Below are 18,462 nucleotides of genomic sequence, written 5' to 3'. Positions count from 1 at the left end.
TCGTGTTGGAGCTGGTCAAGGCAGGCGGTTGGCCGATGGTGCCGTTGCTGTTGTTGGGTGTGATCGCGCTGGCGATCGTGCTGGAACGTCTGTGGACCCTGCGCCGCAACGAGGTGAGTCCGCCGGGTCTGGGCGAGGAAGTCCGCAACTGGGCCGCGCGCGGCAAGCTGGACCCCACCCATATCGAGTCGCTGCGCCGCAATTCGCCGCTGGGCGCCTTGCTGGCAGCCGCGCTGGATGTGCGTGGGCGTAGCCGTGACCTGATTCGTGAGCGCATCGAAGACACTGGCCGCCATGTGGTGCATCGCATGGAGCGCTATCTGAATGCATTGGGCACGATCGCCTCGGCGGGGCCGCTGCTCGGCCTGCTGGGCACCGTGGTCGGCATGATCCAGATGTTCCTGGGCATCCTCGATCACGGCGTGGGTGACGTGAACCAGCTGGCCGGCGGTATCGGCAAGGCGCTGGTGTGCACGGCGACCGGCATGATCATCGCGGTGCCATCGTTGATGGCGCACCGGTTTTTCAAGGGGCGTATTGCTGGCTACATCATCGAGATGGAGCAGGAAGCGACCTTGCTGCTGGACACGATGGAAGGCCGCCCCGTGCCAGGCGGCACCGCAGCTGCGGCGTCCGTGCCGGCCGGCAACCCCGCCATGGCAAAGGGCTGACGGATGCGCATCGGCAGTGACCGAAGCCAGGACGAGCCACAGATCGACCTGGTGCCATTGATTGACGTCATCCTCGTCCTCATCATTTTCTTCGTGGTAACAACAACCTTCGACGCCCGCTCCACGCTGCAACTGCAGTTGCCCACTGCCAGTGACCGGAACACCAGCGCGCCGCCGCGTTCGTTGAGCGTGCTGGTCAATGCCGATGGCCGTTATTTCATCAATGACCAGGAAGTGCTGCGGTCGGATGTGGATTCGCTCAAGCAGACTATCGCCCAGGTTGCCGGCGATGACCGCGAGCAGACCGTGCTGATGCGTGCCGATGCGCGCACGCCGTATCAAGCGGTGGTGACAGCGCAGGACGCGCTGGGCCAACTCGGTTTCCGCCGCATCGCCATTGCGACAGCGCCGGAAGCGGGCAAGAACGGAACGCGGCAGTGAAGACCATCAACGAGAACGCGCCGCAGGTGTCGTCCTGGCAGACCTATCGGCGTCTGCTGGCATTCGCTAAACCTTACCGGCTGCTGTTGGTGGCCGCGTTGATCGCCGCATTGATCGAGGCCGCCGGGACCACCGGCTTCCTGGCCTTGATGAAGCCGATCACCGACGAGACCTTCATTTACAAGAACGCCGAGGTCAGCCGCTGGCTGCCGGTGCAGATCATCCTGTTGTTCGTGATCCGCGGTGCGGCCGGTTACATCACCGACATGGCAATGGGCAAGTCTGCGCGCAGCATCGCGCGCGATCTGCGCGTCAAGGTCATGTCCAAGTATCTGCGCCTGCCGGGCTCGCGCTTCGACTCCGAACCGGTGCCGTCGATGCTGATCCGCCTCGGCTCGGACTCGGATCAGGTCGCGCAGGCCGCCGTGGATGCCGTGAAGGTGATGATCCAGCAGTCGCTGCAGGTGATCGGCGCGTTGGCGTTGATGCTGTGGCATAGCTGGCAGGTCACGCTCACCATTCTGGTGCTGGCGCCGGTGCTGGCTTGGGTGATGGACAAGGTGGCGCGCCGTTATCGGCGGATCAGTCACAGCATCCAGGAGAGTGGCGCGCATCTGTTGCAGGCCGCCGACCAGACCTTGTCCAGCCATCAGGAGGTCAAGATCTACGGCGCGCAGCAGAGCGAGATGGAGCGCTACTCGGGCCTGGCCGACCGCAATCTCAGGCTGGCCATGAAAGTCGAATCCACGCGCGGCATTTCCACCGCCACCGTGCAGATGATCGGCGCGATCGGTCTGTCCGCGCTGCTGTTCGTGGCGGGCGCGCAGGCATTGGCCGGGCGCCTGACGGCCGGCGATTTTGTGGTGTTGATGACCTCGATGCTGACGATCATTCCGGGCCTCAAGCAGCTCACCAATGTGCAGAACATGGTGCAGCGCGGCCTGGCGTCTGCCGAACGCCTGTTCTCGGTGCTGGACAGCCCTGACGAGCCCGACCAGGGCCAGGTGCCGTTGACGCGCGCCAAGGGTTTGATCGAATTCCGCGATGTCACCGCGCGCTATCCGGGGCAGGCCAATCCTGCGTTGGCCGATGTCAGCTTCGTGGCACAGCCGGGCACCGTCACGGCGATCGTCGGCCGCTCCGGCAGCGGCAAATCCAGCCTGATCAAGCTGATTCCACGCTTTTATGAGGCCGAGTCCGGGCAGATCCTGCTCGACGGTCACCCGGTGCAGGCCTATGCATTGGCCGATCTGCGCCGCCAGATTGCCCTGGTTGGCCAACAGGTGATGCTGTTCGACGGCAGCATTGCCGAGAACGTGGCGTACGGCGAAATGCGCCAGTGCGATGCCGGGCAACTGGAGCGCGCCATCCAGGGTGCGAATGCGATGGAGTTTGTCGCGCAGCTGCCGGAGGGCCTGCAGTCGCACGTGGGTACCAAGGGCGGGCGCCTGTCCGGCGGCCAGCGCCAGCGTCTGGCGATCGCACGCGCGATGCTCAAGGACGCGCCGATCCTGATCCTGGACGAGGCGACCGCCGCACTCGATAACGAATCCGAGCGGCTGGTGCAGGACGCCTTGCACAAGTTGATGCCCGACCGCACCACCTTGGTGATCGCGCACCGGCTGTCGACGATCGAGCATGCCGACCAGGTGCTGGTGATGGACCAGGGCCGCATCGTCGAGCGCGGTACGCATCAGGAACTGCTCGCGCTGGGCGGGCTGTACTCGCACCTGCACGGCATGCAGTTTCGCGAACGTCAGGCATGAGCAAGCGCGGCGCCCGCACGCCGGGCTACTGGTACGACAACACGCCCATCCCGCTGCCGGCCCGCATGCTCGCGCCGGTGTATGGCGCGGTCACCGCAGTGCGCCGCAGCCTGTATCGGCGCGGCTGGTTGAAGCGCCATGGCGTGCCGGTCCCGGTGGTGGTGATCGGCAACGTCACCGCTGGCGGCACCGGCAAGACGCCACTCACCATCACCCTGGTCAGCCGGCTGCAGCAGGCCGGCTGGACCCCGGGTGTCGCCAGCCGTGGTTATGGCCGCGATGACGCCGGGACTGCGCGCTGGGTCGATGCGGACACGCCAGTAGCACTCGGCGGCGACGAACCGGTGCTGATCGCCTGGAAAACCGGCGCGCGCGTGCGCGTGGACACTGATCGTCTGGCCGCGGCGCGTGCCCTGGTCGAGGCCGGCTGCGACATCATCGTGTGCGACGACGGGCTGCAGCATTACCGGCTGGCACGCGATGTCGAAATCGAAGTCGTCGACGGCCAGCGCCGTTATGGCAACGGACGCATGCTGCCCGCCGGGCCATTGCGCGAACCCGCAGCGCGTGCGCGCGAGTGCGATTTCCGCGTGGTGAATCTGGGCCAGGGCAGCGATGCAGTGATACCGGTGGTCGGCACGCCAGTGGCCGATACCGATGCCGGGTTCGGCGAATGGCAGATGCGTCTGAGCATCGACAGCGTGCAGCCCATGGATGGCAAACGTGCACGGCCACTTGCCTCGCTGGCTGGGCAACGCGTGCATGCCGTGGCCGGGATTGCGCACCCGGAGCGGTTTTTCGCGATGCTGCGCGCACGCGGCATCGGCGTGGTGCCGCATGCGTTTCCCGATCATCATGTCTACCGCGCGCAGGACTTCAGCTTCGGCAGCCGCCTGCCGGTGCTGATGACCGAAAAGGACGCGGTGAAGTGTCGGCCCTTCGCCGACGAGTGGCTGTACAGCGTGCCGTTGAAGGCGGAGCTGCCGGCGGCGTTCTGGGTGAGTCTGCTCGATCGCCTGGACAAGCTAGCCAGCCGCCATTCCGATGCCTGACGGCGTCGGCCGCGCCTCTGCAGCAGCGAGATAACGGCCGGTCGATGCAGCCTCCATCCTTTCCAACCAGCGAGGACACCGTGCAATCAGTTTCTGCAGCGTCTCCCATCGCGTCGGACGACGCGTCCAGCGCCTTCGTGGTGGCCGTCCCGGCGCGCTATGCCTCCACCCGGTTGCCCGGCAAGCCGCTGCAGCTGATCGGCGATCGCCCCATGATCCAGCACGTGGCCGAGCGTGCGCTGGCGGCCGGTGCCCGTGAGGTCTGGGTGGCCACCGACGATGCCCGCATTGCGGAGGCCATCCAGGGCCTGGCCGGCGTGCGTGTGGCGATGACCAGCAGCGTGCATCTGTCCGGCACCGACCGGCTGGCCGAGTGCGCGCGGATTGCCGGCTGGGATGCGGCCACCTGTGTGGTGAACCTGCAGGGCGACGAACCGTTCGCACCGGCTGCCGGCATTCGTGCAGTGGCCCAGGTGCTGCAGCGCTCCGGCGCGGAGATGGCCACGCTCGCCGCGCCGGTGGACAGCGCACACGACCTGTTCGATCCCAATGTGGTGAAGCTGGTGCGCAACGCCCATGGCGATGCGTTGTACTTCAGCCGTGCGCCGATTCCGTGGCATCGCGACAGTTTTGCCGCCCAGCGCGATGCTGTACCGGCCGGCAATCACTGGCTGCGGCATATCGGCATCTACGCCTACCGCGCCGGGTTTCTGCAGCAGTTCGCGGCCATGCCGCCGGGCACGCTGGAGCGCATCGAATCGCTGGAGCAGCTGCGTGTGCTGGAAGCCGGCTACCGCATCGCGGTGGCGCTGACGCCTGAGCAGTTCCCACCCGGCATCGATACGCCGGAAGACCTGCAGCGCGCGCAAGCGCAACTGGCGTCTGCATGAGGCTGTTGGTCGTCTGCCTGGGCAATATCTGTCGCTCGCCGATGGGCGAGGGTGCCTTGCGCGCGCGTCTGGACACCTCGCCGCTGGCACGCCGCATGGAAGTGGATTCGGCCGGCACCGGCGATTGGCATGCCGGTGAACCACCGGATGCGCGTGCCATCCGCTGCGCACGCGGTCACGATGTGGACATCTCAGGATTGCGCGCGCGTCAGGTGCAGCTGGCCGATTTCGAACGCTTCGATTGGCTGCTGTGTGCGGACGCCAGCAATCTGCGCAATCTGCAGCGGCTTGCACCCGCTTCGCTGCGCGACAAGGTTGCGCTGTGGTTGCCGTGGGCCGGCGTGGACGAGCGCAGCGATATCCCCGACCCGTACACCGGCGGCAAGCAGGAGTTCGAACTGGCGTGGCGGCTGGTCGATACCGCCGCGCGCCAGACCGTGGCCAGACTCACCCGCGGCTGACCGGGCTTGGGCATAATCACTGCATGACTGCCCAGCTCACCCAGGAACTGCCGGAATTTCCCACCTGGCTCAACGCCAGGCCCTCCACCTTGCAGGAGCATCGCGGCCGCGCGCTCGTGCTGGCGTTCGTCAATGCCAGTTCTGTGTGGTGCGCGGAGCGGCTGGCCGAGCTTGCGCGCTGGCAGGCGCGCAGCCCCGGCCGGCTGCAGGTGATCGTGGTGCAGGTGCCGCGCTTCGATAGCGAACGCATGCCACAGCGCTCGCTCAAGCAGTTGCGTGGGCATGGCGTCAGTGCGCCGATCCTGCTCGACAAGGACTGGGAAACCTGGCGCCGTTTCGGAATCGAATCCTGGCCCACCCTGGTGTTGCTCGATGCCTATGGCCGCGAGCGGCAGCGGCTGGTCGGTGTCACCGGCGATCTCGACAAGGCACTGGCCGCGTTGTGCGAAGGCCAGCAGCCGCCGTCCGATGCCGATCTGCACGGCGTGGCTGAGCGCGACCCTGAGCCGCGCCTGGCGTTGCGCTTCCCCACCGGCCTGGCGGCGACCGAAGACCGGCTGTATATCGCCGACACCGGACACCACCGCATCCTCGAATGCACCCACAGCGGCCGCGTGCTGCGTCAGTTCGGCCACGGCAATGCCGACCTCATCGATGGCGGCGTGGGCGAAGCCGCATTTCGGCGCCCGCAGGGCCTGGCGCTCGAGCGCGAAGAACTCTATGTGGCGGATACGGGCAACCACGCCTTGCGGCGGATCAACCTGCGCAGCGGCCAGGTCGACACCTTGTGCGGCACCGGGCGCAGCGGCGAGCCGATCGAAGGCCCGCTCGCCAGTGCAGGCGCGTCGCCGCTGAACTACCCGCAAGGGCTTGCGGTTGCCGATAACCAGCTGTTGATCGCGATGGCCGGCGACAACCGCATCTGGAGCTATCACCTGGGCCGCGCCGCGCTGAGTGCGCGCGCCGGCACCGGCTCCCTTGAAATCCGCGACGGCAGCGGCCATCTCGCTGCTTTCGCACAGCCGGCAGGCCTGGCCGCGGTCCAGCAGGTGGCCTACGTCTGCGATGGGTTGGGGTCGTCGATCCGCACCATGCAATTGCGTGGCGACCTGGTGCAGACCCTGGTTGGTGGGCAGGGCACCTGGCAGTTCGGTGAAGATGATGGTCCACGTAGCGCCGCACGCCTGCAGTTTCCGCAGGCAATTGCACTGGCCGCCGATTCGCCGATGTTGTGGGTGGCCGACACCGGCAATGGCCGCTTGCGTTGCCTGCGCCTGGGCGGCGGCGAGCTGACCACGGTCGCCCTGCCGCGGCGCCTGCATGGCCCGGCCGGGCTGGCGGTTGCCGGCGGCGCGGTGTGGATCGCCGAAACCGACGCGCACGCCGTGCTGCGTTACGACCTGGCAACAGGCGCATTGAGTGATGTTTCGATAGACGAATGAGCGCAAGGCCACAAGCTGATTTCGACGGGAAGGCCTTCGCCGCCCGCCTGAGCACCGCACCCGGTGTCTACCGCATGTATGCGGCCGACGACAGCCTGCTGTATGTCGGCAAGGCCGGCGCGTTGCGCAAGCGCGTGGGCAGCTATTTCAACGGCACGCCCAAGAACGCACGCCTGACTTCGATGCTGTCGCAGGTCGCGCGCATGGACGTGACCGTCACTCGCAGCGAGGCCGAAGCGCTGCTGCTGGAAAACCAGCTGATCAAGTCGTTGTCGCCGCGCTACAACGTGTCCCTGCGCGACGACAAAAGCTATCCCTACGTGTTGCTGACCCGCGAAGACTGGCCGCGCATTGCGCTGCACCGTGGTCCGCGCGCGGTGAACGGGCGCTACTTCGGCCCGTATGCCGGCGTCACCGCCGTGCGCGAAACGCTCAACCTGATGCACAAATTGTTCAAGCTGCGCAGCTGCGAGGACAGCGTGTTCCGCAATCGCTCGCGGCCGTGCCTGCAGTACCAGATCGGGCGCTGCAGTGCGCCGTGCGTGGATCTGGTGGCGGCGCAGGATTACCAAGAAGCGGTGCGTCGCGCCACCATGTTCCTGGAAGGCAAGAGCGACCAGCTCGGCGAAGAAATCATGCACTCGATGCAGCAGGCCAGCGAGGCGCTCGAATTCGAGCGTGCCGCCCGTCTGCGCGATCTGCTCTCCTCGCTGCGCAGCATGCAGAACCGCCAGTACGTGGACGGGCGCGCCGCCGATCTGGACGTGCTGGCGTGCGCCACGCAATCCAGCCAGGCCTGCGTGCTGCTGCTCAGTTTCCGCGACGGGCGCAACCTGGGCACGCGTTCGTTCTTTCCCAAGACCAACGGCGAAGACAGTGCCGAGGAGATCCTGGCCGCGTTCGTGTCGCAGTACTACGCCGAACATGCACCGCCGCGCGAGATCCTGCTGGACCGCGAGATCCCCGACGCCGAGCTGATCGAGGCAGCATTGAGTGCCGCAGCCGAACACAAGGTCGCGCTGAAGTGGAACGTGCGTGGCGAACGCGCCGGCTACCTGTTGCTGGCCAGCCGCAATGCACAGCTGACCCTGGTCACCGAACTCACCAGCCAGAGCGCGCAGCACGCGCGCAGCGAAGCCTTGCGCGAGATGCTTGGCCTGGCCGAGCAGGTCAAGCGTGTGGAATGCTTCGACATCAGCCACACCATGGGCGAAGCCACGGTGGCCTCGTGCGTGGTGTTCGACGCCAGCGGCCCCGTGCGCGGGCAGTACCGGCGCTTCAACATTTCCGGCATCACCCCCGGCGACGACTACGCCGCCATGCGCCAGGCGATCGAGCGCCGGTTCCGTCGCGCGGTGGAAGAAAACGGCGTACTGCCCGACGTGTTGCTGATCGATGGCGGCGCCGGCCAGTTGGCCCAGGCCCAGGCCGCATTGGCGGATTTGGGAATCGAGAATGTGTTGCTGGTGGGCGTGGCCAAGGGCGAGGAGCGCAGGGCAGGGCACGAAGCGCTGATCCTGGCCGATGGCCGCGAGCTGCGCCCCGGTGCCGCATCGCCCGCACTGCAATTCATTCAGCAGGTTCGCGACGAAGCGCACCGTTTTGCCATCACCGGCCACCGTGGACGCCGCCAGAAAGCACGCATGACCAGCAAGCTGGAGGATATTCCCGGCATTGGGCCACGCCGGCGCGCCAGCCTGCTCAAGCATTTCGGCGGCCTGGTCGGTCTCAAGGCGGCCGGCGAAGCGGAGATTGCGCGGGTGGAGGGGGTCAATGCCGCACTCGCCGCGCGAATCTACGCTAACCTGCACGGGCTGGCGCTCCCCGATGCGGCAGGCGAGTCGAGTCCGTAATGAAGTTGACCATCCCCACGTGGCTGACACTGCTGAGGATCGTGATGATCCCGGTGTTGGTCGTGGTGTTCTACCTGCCGTACAAGTGGACCAATTTCGCCTCGGCCGGTGTGTTTGCCCTGGCCGCGATCACCGACTGGCTGGATGGCTGGGTCGCGCGGCGTTATCACCAGTATTCGGCGTTTGGCGCATTTCTGGACCCGGTGGCCGACAAGCTGATGGTCGCCGTGGCGTTGTTCCTCATCGTGCAAGGGCATCCCACGCCGTGGATGGCGTTCTGGGCGGCGGTCATCGTGGGTCGCGAAATCGCGGTGTCTGCATTGCGCGAGTGGATGGCCGAGATCGGCCAGCGTGCCAAGGTGCGCGTGGCAATGATCGGCAAGGTCAAGACCACCGCACAGATGGTTGCGTTGCTCTGTTTGCTGTATTCGGTCACGCCGGGGCAGATGCCCACGCATGAAATCTGGCTGGGCAACCTGATCTTCCAGGCGGGGTACTGGACCCTGGCAATCGCCGCATTGCTGACGTTGTGGTCGGGTTTCCAGTATCTGCAGGCCGCATGGCCAAGTTTGCGTGCCGATGAAAAGGCCGCGATTACCAACAAACCGAAAAAAGTCGAAAGCAACAGTTGACAGCTATCCCGTTCACTGTAAAATTTCGCCTCCCAAGCGGGAATAGCTCAGTTGGTAGAGCGCAACCTTGCCAAGGTTGAGGTCGCGAGTTCGAGTCTCGTTTCCCGCTCCAAGATGTAAACGCGGGCCCGTACGCGGGGTCGCGTTGTTTCAGGGCAGGATGCCTTGGGTTTGATGTTTCGGCCTGGTGGTAGAGTGGTTATGCAGCGGACTGCAAATCCGCGTACGCCGGTTCAATTCCGGCCCAGGCCTCCACATCGTGTGTGTTTTCCCTGCCTCCAGCGCGGTGACAGGGCTAGCGCAAAACGGTGACAAGCTGTAGAATACTGCTCCACGCGGGAATAGCTCAGTTGGTAGAGCGCAACCTTGCCAAGGTTGAGGTCGCGAGTTCGAGTCTCGTTTCCCGCTCCAAATATTGATCTACAGACTTCCACTGGCATCTGTAGGTCGTTGAAAAGAGGAGCTTCGGCTCCTTTTTTCATTCCAGCAAACGCCACGGACATACACCAACAGCCAGCGTTTTTGAGGCCAAAATTGAGGCCAAAGAATGTGGGTGGTGCCGGTTCCGGGTTGTTGCTGGGGTTGGATCGGGATGACCAGCAGCATTGAGCCTAAGTCTCATGACTTAGGAGTTTGATGATGGCACTCTCTGATCTGACCGTGCGGCAAGCCAAGGCCGCCGAGAAAACCTACAGCATCCCTGACACTGACGGCCTCGGCCTTGTAGTCGCCCCCACCGGCGGCAAATCGTGGCATCTGCGCTACTACTGGCTCGGCAAGCAAAAGCGCATCTCTTTGGGCAACTACCCCGAGGTCGGACTGCGCGAAGCACGCACCTTGCGTGATGAAGCCCGAGCGCTCGTGGCGAAGGGCATCAATCCCCATGCTGACCGCAAACAGAAGCGACGCGCTATCAAGCTAGCCTCGGACTACACGTTCAAGGCCGTCTTCGATGCCTGGGTCGAGCATCGCGCGAAGGAACTCAAGGAAGGCAGAAACAGCACGCTGTCGCAGATCCAGAGAATCTTCGGAAAGGACGTGCTGCCCAGCCTTGAGAGGATGTCGATCTACGACATTCGCCGACCTCAACTCCTGGGCGTCCTGGCGCGGATCGAGCGGCGCAAGGCTTTCACCACTACCGAGAAGGTCCGCACTTGGCTGAGCCAGTTGTTCCGCTACGCCCTGGTCATTGTCGAGGGCATGGAGGCCAATCCGGCCACAGACCTCGACGTGGTGGCCGAGCCCAAGCCGCCGGTGAGCCACAATCCCTACCTGCGTCTGCCCGAACTGCCCGACTTCCTCCGCAAGCTCAGGCTCTACAACCCGCGTGGCTGGCAAACGCAGCTCGGCATTCGACTGCTGTTCCTGACCGGGGTGCGTACCGGCGAACTGCGACTGGCTACACCGGAGCAGTTCGACCTCGACCGCGGTCTGTGGATTATTCCGCCGCAGATCGTCAAGCAGCTTCAGGACGAGATGCGCAAGGCCGGCAAGCGCCCGCATGACATACCGCCTTACATCGTGCCTCTGTCTGTCCAGGCGATTGAGATAGTGCGCTACCTCCTGGGCGTAATGCGGCCTGCCCAGAAGCATCTGCTGGCGCACCGCAGCGAACTCAAGAAGCGCATCAGTGAGAACACCCTCAACGCTGCCTTGAAACGAGTGGGCTACGACGCCCAACTGACCGGCCATGGCATTCGGGGAACGATTTCTACGGCGCTCAACGAGATCGGCTATCCCAAGATTTGGGTGGACGCGCAGCTTTCGCACTCCGATCCGAACAAGGTGAGTTCGGCCTACAACCACGCCAAGTATGTCGAGCCGCGCCGCCGGATGATGCAGGATTGGGCCGACCGTCTTGACCTGCTCGAACAGGGCAAAGTGGAAGCTGCCAGTACACATCTAACCATCCATATCGAAGGGGTGCCAGCGATGGCGGAAGAGCCGGCGGCCATCGCCGCTGTTTCTGCTAAAGCCGCCGTGTCGTCCACGCCGATCGTTGTGGTGCCAAGTACTGAGGGAACTACCTTCCAGCGGCTGTCGCAGGTGCCTCCGCCCCCCACTCGAACGCCGGAACCGGAAGCGTCCGCAATCCAGCGCGAGCGTGAGGAAATGCTGGCCATGTACGAGTCGCCTTGCTGCCTGCCGGTGCCGCTGTTCGGCAAGCTGGCCGGTAAGTCCAAGGACCAGATCAACCGCGAACTGAAGGCAGGCAAGCTGCTGTCCATTAGCCTGGGTAATCGAGGGCAGCGTGTTCCCGATTGGCAACTGGTGCCACTCAAGCACAAGCTGACCCAGGTCCTCATGAATCAGTGCCAAGGAGCGGACTCGTGGGACCTGTTCCGAATGCTGACCCGACCGCACACGGATCTTGGTGATCGCGCAGCGATTGATGTAGTCACGCCGACCAACGTGCTCGCGATCGTTCGGACCATCATGGGCGACCAGTCTTTCGAAAAGGTGCGAACGCTGCAAAGCAGTGAATCAGTAGGGGAGCGCGCACAGCAGCAACCTCTTCACCAGATTTCGGACCAAGAAGCGCGGGAGCGGCCGAGTTCGCCTTCGCTGTAACCTCTTTGCCGAGAGCAGCGATGCACGACAAGGCCATAAACGGTCTATCAAATCACGCTCCCTTCTTCACCAAGAGGAGGGTCGGCAGGGAATCATTACCTCTAGGGCCAGAAGCCGCCTAAGCGACTGAAATGCAGGCTGATTGCATCATCGCCTGGGCGGATCTCCCCGTCTATGGGGCGTGTTCGAGGACCTTGGCCGTGTAGCTCAAGGGCGCCACTTCCCTTTCAAGATCCAGGTGGTAATCGCCAAAGCGATTGATGTGACTGGTCCGATAAGGCGACAGACCGGCCAGGACCTCGGGCGTCAGTTTGCCCCCCTCCTTCCGCATCTCAGCCAACGTCCGGCTCATACCCTCCACGTTGTGGAGGATGATCATGTCGGCAGGCCAACGAGGCCTTGACCGCCAAGAACCACGACCTGATGCAGCTCAACCGCGACAATGGCCAGTGGCTGGAACGCCATACCCGCCTTGAGCAGGAACTAACGCAGGCACGCCAGCGGGCCGACGCCCAACAGCGCGAGCGCGACGCGCTGCGCTGCGCCTGACGGTCGCCGAGCACCAAGGCCTGCAGGTGCGCTGGACCCAAGATGTCCAAGCGCTGGAAGGCGTGCGCGTCGAACTGGCGGCGGCGCGGACAGAGCTGGTCGAAGAGCGCCGGCGGCGGGAACACGCCGAGGCGGACACGTTGCGGGCCACAGTGCGCCTGAGCGCGTTGGAACAACTCCTGGCGCAGCTGCGGCCACCGCACTCCGTCGGCGAACCCGAAAAGGCCATCGCAGCCGGTGCAATGCCGGCAGGCTGATACCCAGCCATTTGGGGAATGCTCGGTCATCCTCAGCGCCAACGCCTTCGTCGTCCCAGCCACGACTTCGGTGAGGCGAAACGAGTCGGTGCGCTCCCCCGGCAAACTTGCTTCTAAAGTCACAGCAGGAGATCGACATGGGTCTATGCGCTTCAAAACCGAGCGTGGCAGGGTCACCTGCGCGTTATACAACCCACATTACAGAGACCTCGCCATCTGAGTCGCCGTCGCCGTCGCGCAGGGACTCGCCTTCTCCTTCGAACAATGCACTGCGTGAGGCTTTGCCTTCCCCCCCGCTTCGCACGGCTTCTTCCGAACCGCAGGGCTCACCCAATTGGCAAGGGGCAGGATGGCCTGGCCATCAAGGTTCTAGCGTCTGGTCAGAATACCAGGGCAACTTGCATGACTCAGCCCATCAGTGGCAAGGCGTATCGATCGGTGAGTACCCGGACGCTCCTGCCGATATGTGGTCTCAGCCCGTATGGAACCCTTATGCAAGCTTTGACACTGGCACAGCTTCTTCGCACTCTCAAGCAGTCCAAGGAACTGCTACAAACTATCTGCGCGGTCCAGCGAACTATTCCAAGCTTAGCTCAGAAGAACAAAGCTTAGTTGGTGCGGCGCGCTGGCCAGACGATGCACCCGGGCTTAACATTTCTAACAAAAGCAATACGCAGGACAATAAGAAATATTGCAAAAGCTTATATAAAGCATCACGCATTGCTGGTGGCTCAATAGCTTCTGGCCAGATTAATAGTTTTAATGATCTTTGGCAAAAAGCAACACAATGGCGCTTATCTAGAATTTCTTCCGGCGACGCATCAAAAGGCGACTTCGCTGCGGAGCGCATGCCCAATACCAGATTCGTTACTTCTTTGAGGCGGCCATATCACTCAGTGATAGAGCGGGCTAGAAATCATCCTGATGCGGAAACAGAACTATATGAAGGAGAATACTTTAAAGAAATTGAAGTCAAGGTGTATCGGCAGTGTGGAGCGATTTCAGGAGAAACTATCCCGATGACGACAGTCAGTGCGGCCGTGGATGATAATGCCATTAGTGCGAGGCTGCGGAACCTTCCGAAGGATAAACGCCAACAGGCAAGACAGAGTATGGCATCTTCACATCCTAACATGATCACTCATACTAGCGCTGAATATATTAAAACTATAAGAGATCATCTGGAGTCTCTGTACTTGCAAGCGATTGATCCATCGCTTGAGAAGCATGAGGCCTTTGAGCTAATAGCGCGACTGCACTGGTGGGCAGCAAGTGCAGCGCCAGATAAGCGCGGCAGTGCTGCGAAAGCCGAGTTCGCGGCAAGATCAATCGCCTCAGCTCATGGTATCGAAATGCCCCCATTCAGACATGGAATAGTTCCCGATATCGAGGCAATGCTTAGATCTGAGAGCCAATTTGTGGCTGATTATCCTAATTTTTTTGAGCGCCCCCCAATTTAAGGATCGGTAGGGATTCGTACAAAAAGATAGCCGAATCTTGCCCGACACCTGATGCCCGACACCCAAAAAGTGAGGAGTTATCATTCTGCTTTTCCGGCCCGTCGCACGATATCCGCACGCTGTCTGGCTCATGCGCACTGCCCAACCGGGCTGGTAGAGGATTGGCAAGAATCCGTGAAAATCCTTTGCTGACTGTGATTTGGCTTATTTTTGCTTTTTGCACGAATCCCTGCTGATCCTCATTCTGGTCGCGGCGTGGAGCAATTAGGCATTGGTCGTAGGGATGAGCCCCCCCCCCGTTCCTCCTGTGGACGTCGGCCACGGCCAGGCCGGAATGACTTACAGAATCCGCAGGGTAGGTAATAGACGGATGCCGCCGGCTTCACAGCAGAGCACGCAAGGACTATTCCGGAGTCCACGCGGCCGGGATTGAGGGTCGGCAAGAATCTGTGAAAAAATTCTTGGCTAACAGCAAGTTAGCCCACTTTTTACTGTTTTTTACACGAATCCCTGCCGACCCTCAAGAGCGCTTGTTTTCCTTGGACATCGCTACCCGTGACGCTCGCTCGACAAACCTTTCAACTGCAGGTGAGAGAGCATTAGCCGATCGAAAAAGATAGGTGTAAACCCATTGAGGAGTGCCGAGGATCTGACGCATGACGATACCTCGATTGCGGGCCCTGATTATGTAGCTCTGCGGCGCAATACCGATGCCATAGCCAGCCGCAACGAGTACCGTCAGAAGATCGAAGGATGTGACTGCAATGCGGCATAGATGAGCGCTTCCATCATCCGTTTCTGCCTCCGTATCAAGCCCTTCAACACAAGGATTCGGATGCCAACAAATCAGGGGATAACTGAGTGATACCTGTAATGAAATAGCATGCTGTGCCAGCAGTGGGGACCGAGCGGGCAAAGCGATGGCTAATCGGTCGCGCCACAGTGGCAGGACGGCTAGGGCATCGGTGGCTACCGGCCAACCGATGCCTAGATCGTAGGTTCCTCCGAGGATGCTAGTCGTGAGCACGTCCTGGGTAACCTCTTGCAATAGCACAGGTGTTTCAGGCTCTTCTGTTCGCTGAAGCGCAAGGAGATCAGCCAACTCTGGGGACAGCACTGCTGGAGCGGCGGCAACTCTGATGAATCGCGAGCAACAATTCTGGTTCATGGTCTGCCCCTCCGGACTATGTAAGGGAAAAGTCACCAAACATCATGCATAGAGTTAAGTTTAACGTGGTTTAGTTAAGCTTAATGCGTGACGCTTTTGCCGATGCAGAAGCGCACAATGAAACCAGGACGCCCAGCGGGCGCCACCACCTATGAAGCTGAGCCGGCGATTGCGTTCGGGAAGGCTGTACGTGCCGCACGGATTGCGCGCGACATATCTCAAGACCTGATTAGCCCCGACTCTCAGCCATGGAAATTGCTCGCTGCACGCAACACCGGTTCTGGACATGGTGTGGATTGCATCATGGCCGTGGCAAGTCGTGGCAGCATCTCGCGCAAGCGGAATCGACGATTGAAACGGTAGGCGGCTTCGGCCAGGTAACGCTTTGCGTATTTGCCTTGCGCGATGGCGTGATACACGCCGCTGATGGCGCGTTTGAGATTGCCAAGCACCACGTTGACCCAACGCGCACCGGTTGCTTCGGTCGCGGCACGCCCGCCACTGGTATCGAGTGTGGTGTGCGCGTGACCGGCATCCTCCAGCCGACGGAAGCAGGCCAACCCATCGGTGTAGACCTCGCACCCGGGCGCCAGGCGACGGGCAATCCAGTCTTGCAGCGAGGGGTTATCGAAGCTGCGCACCGGCTCGATCACCACAAAGCGCGGTGCGGTGAAGGTGTCATCGGTCTGCACCGCGATCAGGAACGATTGTTTGTTTTCCGATCCGCGTCCAGCCTTGCCACCGTTGCGCTCACCGCCCAGGTAGGCATCGTCGATCTGCACGAAACCCGCCAGTTTCCGCGTGGATTCGCGCTCGGCCATGACCTGCATGATCTTGTGTTTCATCCGCCAGGCGCTCTTGTAGTTCACCCCCAGATGGCGCATCAGCTCCAGCGCGGCCATGTTGGTTTTGGTCGAGGTCAGCAGGTGCAACGCCAGCATCCAGGTGCGAAGCGGCAGTTTGGTGCCTTCGAACATCGTGCCTGCCATCAGACTGGTCTGATGTCGGCACGCGCTGCATTGGTAGTAGATCGCAGCACCCCGCTTGAAACGCGAGCGCACGCGCCCGGCACAAACAGGGCAACGAAAGCCCTGCGGCCAACGCCACTTGTAGAGCGCGCGATAACACTTGGCCTCGGTGCCGTAGGACGCGAAGAACTCAGGCATCGACAATCCCGCTTGGAACTGCACGGCATTGATGCTCATCAGGCCACCTCATTGGCTTCGAGTGACAGCAGCATCCACAAGGCGCGGCGCAGATCCTGCGACTTGCGGCTGAAGGTCAGGGCTAATCAGGTCTCAAGAAGAGCTGGCAACCCTCGCCGGCATTGAGCGTTCTCACATGGGAAAGATCGAGCGGGGGCAACACATGCCTACATTGGCGTTGATTTTGCGGGTATCCATCGCATTGAACGACAGTGCAGCCAACCTGATGACTGCTACTGAAAGCATTCTGTACGCTGACTCAGAAGGGTGAAGTGTTCGATTTGATTGCAGCTGACCTGCCCCCACTGAGCCGTACCAGCTGAAGCTATAAAGTCCGTGAACCCAAGAGGACGGACATGAAGAAGAGCAGATTCAGCACCGAGCAGATCATCGGGTTTATCAAACAGGCCGACGCGGGCATGGCCGTGGCAGAGTTGTGCCGTCGGCATGGTTTCAGCCCGGCCAGCTTTTATCAGTGGCGGGCCAAGTAGTCGCCCCTGAAAAACCCCCAATCACCCAACGCCCGCAAGGCCTTGATGTCTGCAGCGGCGTGCCAGAACTACCAGTTTTCGCTACGCTGAAGGCTGGTTTCTGGCAATTTCCACTCATGCATACACGCCGTCCTGCTGCCGAGCACATGCCTGCCGAGGAGTTGTTTCGTTCGCGCCTGGAGAACCAGATCGATCTGCGGCATCCGCTGGCGCAGCTGAGCCAACGGATGCCGTGGACGGCGTTGGAGCAAGCACTTTCATCGCGCTTGCCGGCCACCCAGGCTGGTGGCGGTCGGCCGGCATTGCCGGTGCGGCTGATCGCCGGTTTGCTCTACCTCAAACACGCCTACGACCTGTCCGATGAGGCGGTGTGCGAGCGTTGGCTGGAAAATCCGTATTGGCAGTTTTTCACTGGCGAGGTCGTGTTCCAGACGCGCTTGCCGTGCGATGCCAGCTCGCTGACGCGCTGGCGTCAGCGGCTTGACGAAGCGGGGATGGAAGAGTTGCTGGCACACACCATCAACGCTGCACATGCCATGCAGGCGGTGGACGCACGCGAGTTGTCGCGGGTGATCGTGGACACCACGGTGCAGGAAAAGGCGATTGCCTATCCGACCGATAGTCGGTTGCTGGAGGTGGCACGCAAGAAACTGGTGCTGCTGGCCAAGCGTTACGGCATCGGGTTGCGGCAGAGCTACGCACGGCAAGGTCCGGCCCTGAGCCGCAAGGCGGGCCGCTATGCGCATGCACGCCAGTTCAAGCGCATGCAGCGCGTGCTGCGACGTCAACGCACGGTCTTGGGGCGGGTGTTGCGCGATATCGCGCGCAAGCTGGACCAGGTGGAACCCGGCGTGCGCGAGCGCATCGCGGTCTGGCTGGAACGTGCGCAACGGCTGTACACGCAGCGTCCGAAGGACAAACAAAAACTGTACGCATTGCATGCCCCGGAAGTGGAATGCATCGGTAAGGGCAAGGCGCGTCAAGCGTACGAATTCGGCGTCAAGGTCGGCATTGCGGTCACCGCCTGCAAGGGATTGGTCGTGGGTGCGCGTAGCTTCCCGGGCAACCCGTACGACGGCGACACCTTGGCCGAGCAGCTGGAGCAGACACGCGGGTTGCTGCAGGATCTGAGCGTAGAACCGACGGTGGCGATCGTGGACCTGGGCTATCGCGGGCGCGAGGTCGATGGCGTGCAGGTGCTCCATCGTGGCAAGGCCAAGACGCTGACGCGACGGCAATGGCGCTGGATCAAACGACGGCAGGCGGTGGAACCGGTGATCGGACATCTGAAAGACGACTGCAGGTTGCGTCGCTGCAGGCTGAAAGGTGCACAAGGCGATGCGCTGCACGTACTCGGCTGCGCCGCCGGCTACAACCTGCGCTGGCTGCTGCGCTGGATCGCGTTTTTGCGTGCCTGGATGCGGGCGATGGGATGGCCATCCTTTAGCGCCGTGCCGCTGTCGCCGATGACACTTGGTGCTTGAAGGGGGTTTTTCAGGGGCGACTAGTTACCGTTCGCACTGTCTCTAATATAAGCCCTTATCTTGTTCCAG

Annotated in this window: 14 protein-coding genes, 3 tRNA genes and 4 pseudogenes; 18 read left to right on the top strand and 3 right to left on the bottom strand. The window is 62.3% G+C overall.

Annotation, left to right across the window (positions count from 1 at the left end; genetic code table 11):
- Positions 1-2: 2 nt before the first annotated feature.
- The 13 genes from XCC_RS11070 to XCC_RS11010 all read left to right on the top strand — a co-directional run bounded on the left by XCC_RS11070 (position 3) and on the right by XCC_RS11010 (position 11,779).
- Positions 3-671, top strand: a complete 669-nt coding sequence (locus tag XCC_RS11070) for a MotA/TolQ/ExbB proton channel family protein (protein WP_011037273.1) — start codon at positions 3-5, stop codon at positions 669-671.
- A 3-nt stretch (positions 672-674) separates the two neighbouring features.
- The gene (locus tag XCC_RS11065; protein ID WP_011037272.1) at positions 675-1,112 is read left to right on the top strand and encodes an ExbD/TolR family protein; all 438 of its coding nucleotides are present in this window, start codon (positions 675-677) and stop codon (positions 1,110-1,112) included.
- Positions 1,109-2,878, top strand: a complete 1,770-nt coding sequence (gene msbA, locus XCC_RS11060; protein ID WP_011037271.1) for a lipid A export permease/ATP-binding protein MsbA — start codon at positions 1,109-1,111, stop codon at positions 2,876-2,878. The genes XCC_RS11065 and msbA overlap by 4 nt, the downstream gene beginning before the upstream one ends.
- On the top strand, positions 2,875-3,930 hold the full coding sequence (lpxK, locus tag XCC_RS11055) for a tetraacyldisaccharide 4'-kinase (protein WP_011037270.1): 1,056 nt from the start codon (positions 2,875-2,877) through the stop codon (positions 3,928-3,930). Before msbA ends, lpxK begins: the two co-directional genes overlap by 4 nt.
- An 80-nt stretch (positions 3,931-4,010) precedes the next feature.
- The gene (gene kdsB / locus XCC_RS11050) at positions 4,011-4,820 is read left to right on the top strand and encodes a 3-deoxy-manno-octulosonate cytidylyltransferase (RefSeq protein ID WP_011037269.1); all 810 of its coding nucleotides are present in this window, start codon (positions 4,011-4,013) and stop codon (positions 4,818-4,820) included.
- A complete protein-coding gene (locus XCC_RS11045) occupies positions 4,817-5,281 on the top strand; it encodes a low molecular weight protein-tyrosine-phosphatase (RefSeq protein ID WP_011037268.1) in 465 nt (154 codons plus the stop codon). Before kdsB ends, XCC_RS11045 begins: the two co-directional genes overlap by 4 nt.
- Before the next feature lie 23 nt (positions 5,282-5,304).
- Positions 5,305-6,723, top strand: a complete 1,419-nt coding sequence (locus XCC_RS11040; RefSeq protein ID WP_043877749.1) for a nhl repeat protein — start codon at positions 5,305-5,307, stop codon at positions 6,721-6,723.
- Positions 6,720-8,576 (top strand): excinuclease ABC subunit UvrC, encoded by a 1,857-nt coding sequence (gene uvrC, locus XCC_RS11035; protein WP_011037266.1) that lies wholly within the window; start codon positions 6,720-6,722, stop codon positions 8,574-8,576. The genes XCC_RS11040 and uvrC overlap by 4 nt, the downstream gene beginning before the upstream one ends.
- Positions 8,576-9,208, top strand: coding sequence for a CDP-diacylglycerol--glycerol-3-phosphate 3-phosphatidyltransferase (gene pgsA / locus XCC_RS11030; protein WP_011037265.1), 633 nt, complete (start codon positions 8,576-8,578; stop codon positions 9,206-9,208). Before uvrC ends, pgsA begins: the two co-directional genes overlap by 1 nt.
- 36 nt (positions 9,209-9,244) lie before the next feature.
- Positions 9,245-9,320, top strand: a tRNA-Gly gene (locus tag XCC_RS11025).
- A gap of 69 nt (positions 9,321-9,389) precedes the next feature.
- Positions 9,390-9,463, top strand: a tRNA-Cys gene (locus XCC_RS11020).
- A gap of 80 nt (positions 9,464-9,543) precedes the next feature.
- Positions 9,544-9,619 (top strand) — tRNA-Gly (locus XCC_RS11015).
- A gap of 225 nt (positions 9,620-9,844) precedes the next feature.
- On the top strand, positions 9,845-11,779 hold the full coding sequence (locus XCC_RS11010; RefSeq protein WP_019237627.1) for a tyrosine-type recombinase/integrase: 1,935 nt from the start codon (positions 9,845-9,847) through the stop codon (positions 11,777-11,779).
- 172 nt (positions 11,780-11,951) lie between these two features.
- Here the strand turns inward: XCC_RS11010 and XCC_RS11005 are convergent.
- Positions 11,952-12,164: pseudogene (locus XCC_RS11005) on the bottom strand (Tn3 family transposase); the annotation flags it as partial.
- Here XCC_RS11005 and XCC_RS11000 point away from each other — a divergent pair.
- Positions 12,161-12,585: pseudogene (locus XCC_RS11000) on the top strand (integrase); the annotation flags it as partial. The pseudogenes XCC_RS11005 and XCC_RS11000 overlap by 4 nt on opposite strands.
- Positions 12,586-12,983: 398 nt before the next feature.
- Positions 12,984-14,045: a XopAH/AvrB family type III secretion system effector gene (xopAH, locus tag XCC_RS10995; RefSeq protein WP_230428429.1), complete on the top strand. Its 1,062-nt coding sequence runs from the start codon at positions 12,984-12,986 to the stop codon at positions 14,043-14,045.
- 520 nt (positions 14,046-14,565) lie between these two features.
- On the opposite strand, the gene XCC_RS10990 is transcribed toward xopAH, so the two are convergent.
- Complete coding sequence (locus tag XCC_RS10990; protein WP_011037262.1) at positions 14,566-15,213, bottom strand: LysR substrate-binding domain-containing protein; 648 nt, start codon at positions 15,211-15,213, stop codon at positions 14,566-14,568.
- 242 nt (positions 15,214-15,455) lie between these two features.
- Positions 15,456-16,418: an IS1595-like element ISXca4 family transposase gene (locus XCC_RS10980; RefSeq protein ID WP_011037261.1), complete on the bottom strand. Its 963-nt coding sequence runs from the start codon at positions 16,416-16,418 to the stop codon at positions 15,456-15,458.
- A gap of 91 nt (positions 16,419-16,509) precedes the next feature.
- On the opposite strand from XCC_RS10980, the pseudogene XCC_RS10975 reads away from it, so the two are divergent.
- The 3 genes and pseudogenes from XCC_RS10975 to XCC_RS10965 form a co-directional block, all read left to right on the top strand.
- A pseudogene (locus tag XCC_RS10975) lies at positions 16,510-16,689 on the top strand (helix-turn-helix domain-containing protein); the annotation flags it as partial.
- An 85-nt stretch (positions 16,690-16,774) separates the two neighbouring features.
- Positions 16,775-16,906: pseudogene (locus XCC_RS10970) on the top strand (transposase); the annotation flags it as partial.
- A gap of 119 nt (positions 16,907-17,025) precedes the next feature.
- The gene (locus XCC_RS10965) at positions 17,026-18,393 is read left to right on the top strand and encodes an IS5-like element IS1478 family transposase (protein ID WP_011035783.1); all 1,368 of its coding nucleotides are present in this window, start codon (positions 17,026-17,028) and stop codon (positions 18,391-18,393) included.
- The last annotated feature ends 69 nt before the right edge of the window (positions 18,394-18,462 follow it).

Origin of the sequence: Xanthomonas campestris pv. campestris str. ATCC 33913 (genome assembly GCF_000007145.1) — a bacterium.
Taxonomy (GTDB): domain Bacteria; phylum Pseudomonadota; class Gammaproteobacteria; order Xanthomonadales; family Xanthomonadaceae; genus Xanthomonas; species Xanthomonas campestris.
This window is presented reverse-complemented; position numbering and strand designations above follow the sequence as displayed.

Excerpts from the sequence above, each read along its gene's own strand:
- uvrC (WP_011037266.1), top strand. The coding sequence starts at position 6,720 with ATGAGCGCAAGGCCACAAGCTGATTTCGACGGGAAGGCCTTCGCCGCC.
- XCC_RS10965 (WP_011035783.1), top strand. The coding sequence starts at position 17,026 with ATGCATACACGCCGTCCTGCTGCCGAGCACATGCCTGCCGAGGAGTTG.
- XCC_RS10990 (WP_011037262.1), bottom strand. The coding sequence starts at position 15,213 with ATGAACCAGAATTGTTGCTCGCGATTCATCAGAGTTGCCGCCGCTCCA.
- pgsA (WP_011037265.1), top strand. The coding sequence starts at position 8,576 with ATGAAGTTGACCATCCCCACGTGGCTGACACTGCTGAGGATCGTGATG.
- XCC_RS11040 (WP_043877749.1), top strand. The coding sequence starts at position 5,305 with ATGACTGCCCAGCTCACCCAGGAACTGCCGGAATTTCCCACCTGGCTC.
- XCC_RS11010 (WP_019237627.1), top strand. The coding sequence starts at position 9,845 with ATGATGGCACTCTCTGATCTGACCGTGCGGCAAGCCAAGGCCGCCGAG.
- XCC_RS11065 (WP_011037272.1), top strand. The coding sequence starts at position 675 with ATGCGCATCGGCAGTGACCGAAGCCAGGACGAGCCACAGATCGACCTG.
- XCC_RS10980 (WP_011037261.1), bottom strand. The coding sequence starts at position 16,418 with ATGAGCATCAATGCCGTGCAGTTCCAAGCGGGATTGTCGATGCCTGAG.
- XCC_RS11045 (WP_011037268.1), top strand. The coding sequence starts at position 4,817 with ATGAGGCTGTTGGTCGTCTGCCTGGGCAATATCTGTCGCTCGCCGATG.
- lpxK (WP_011037270.1), top strand. The coding sequence starts at position 2,875 with ATGAGCAAGCGCGGCGCCCGCACGCCGGGCTACTGGTACGACAACACG.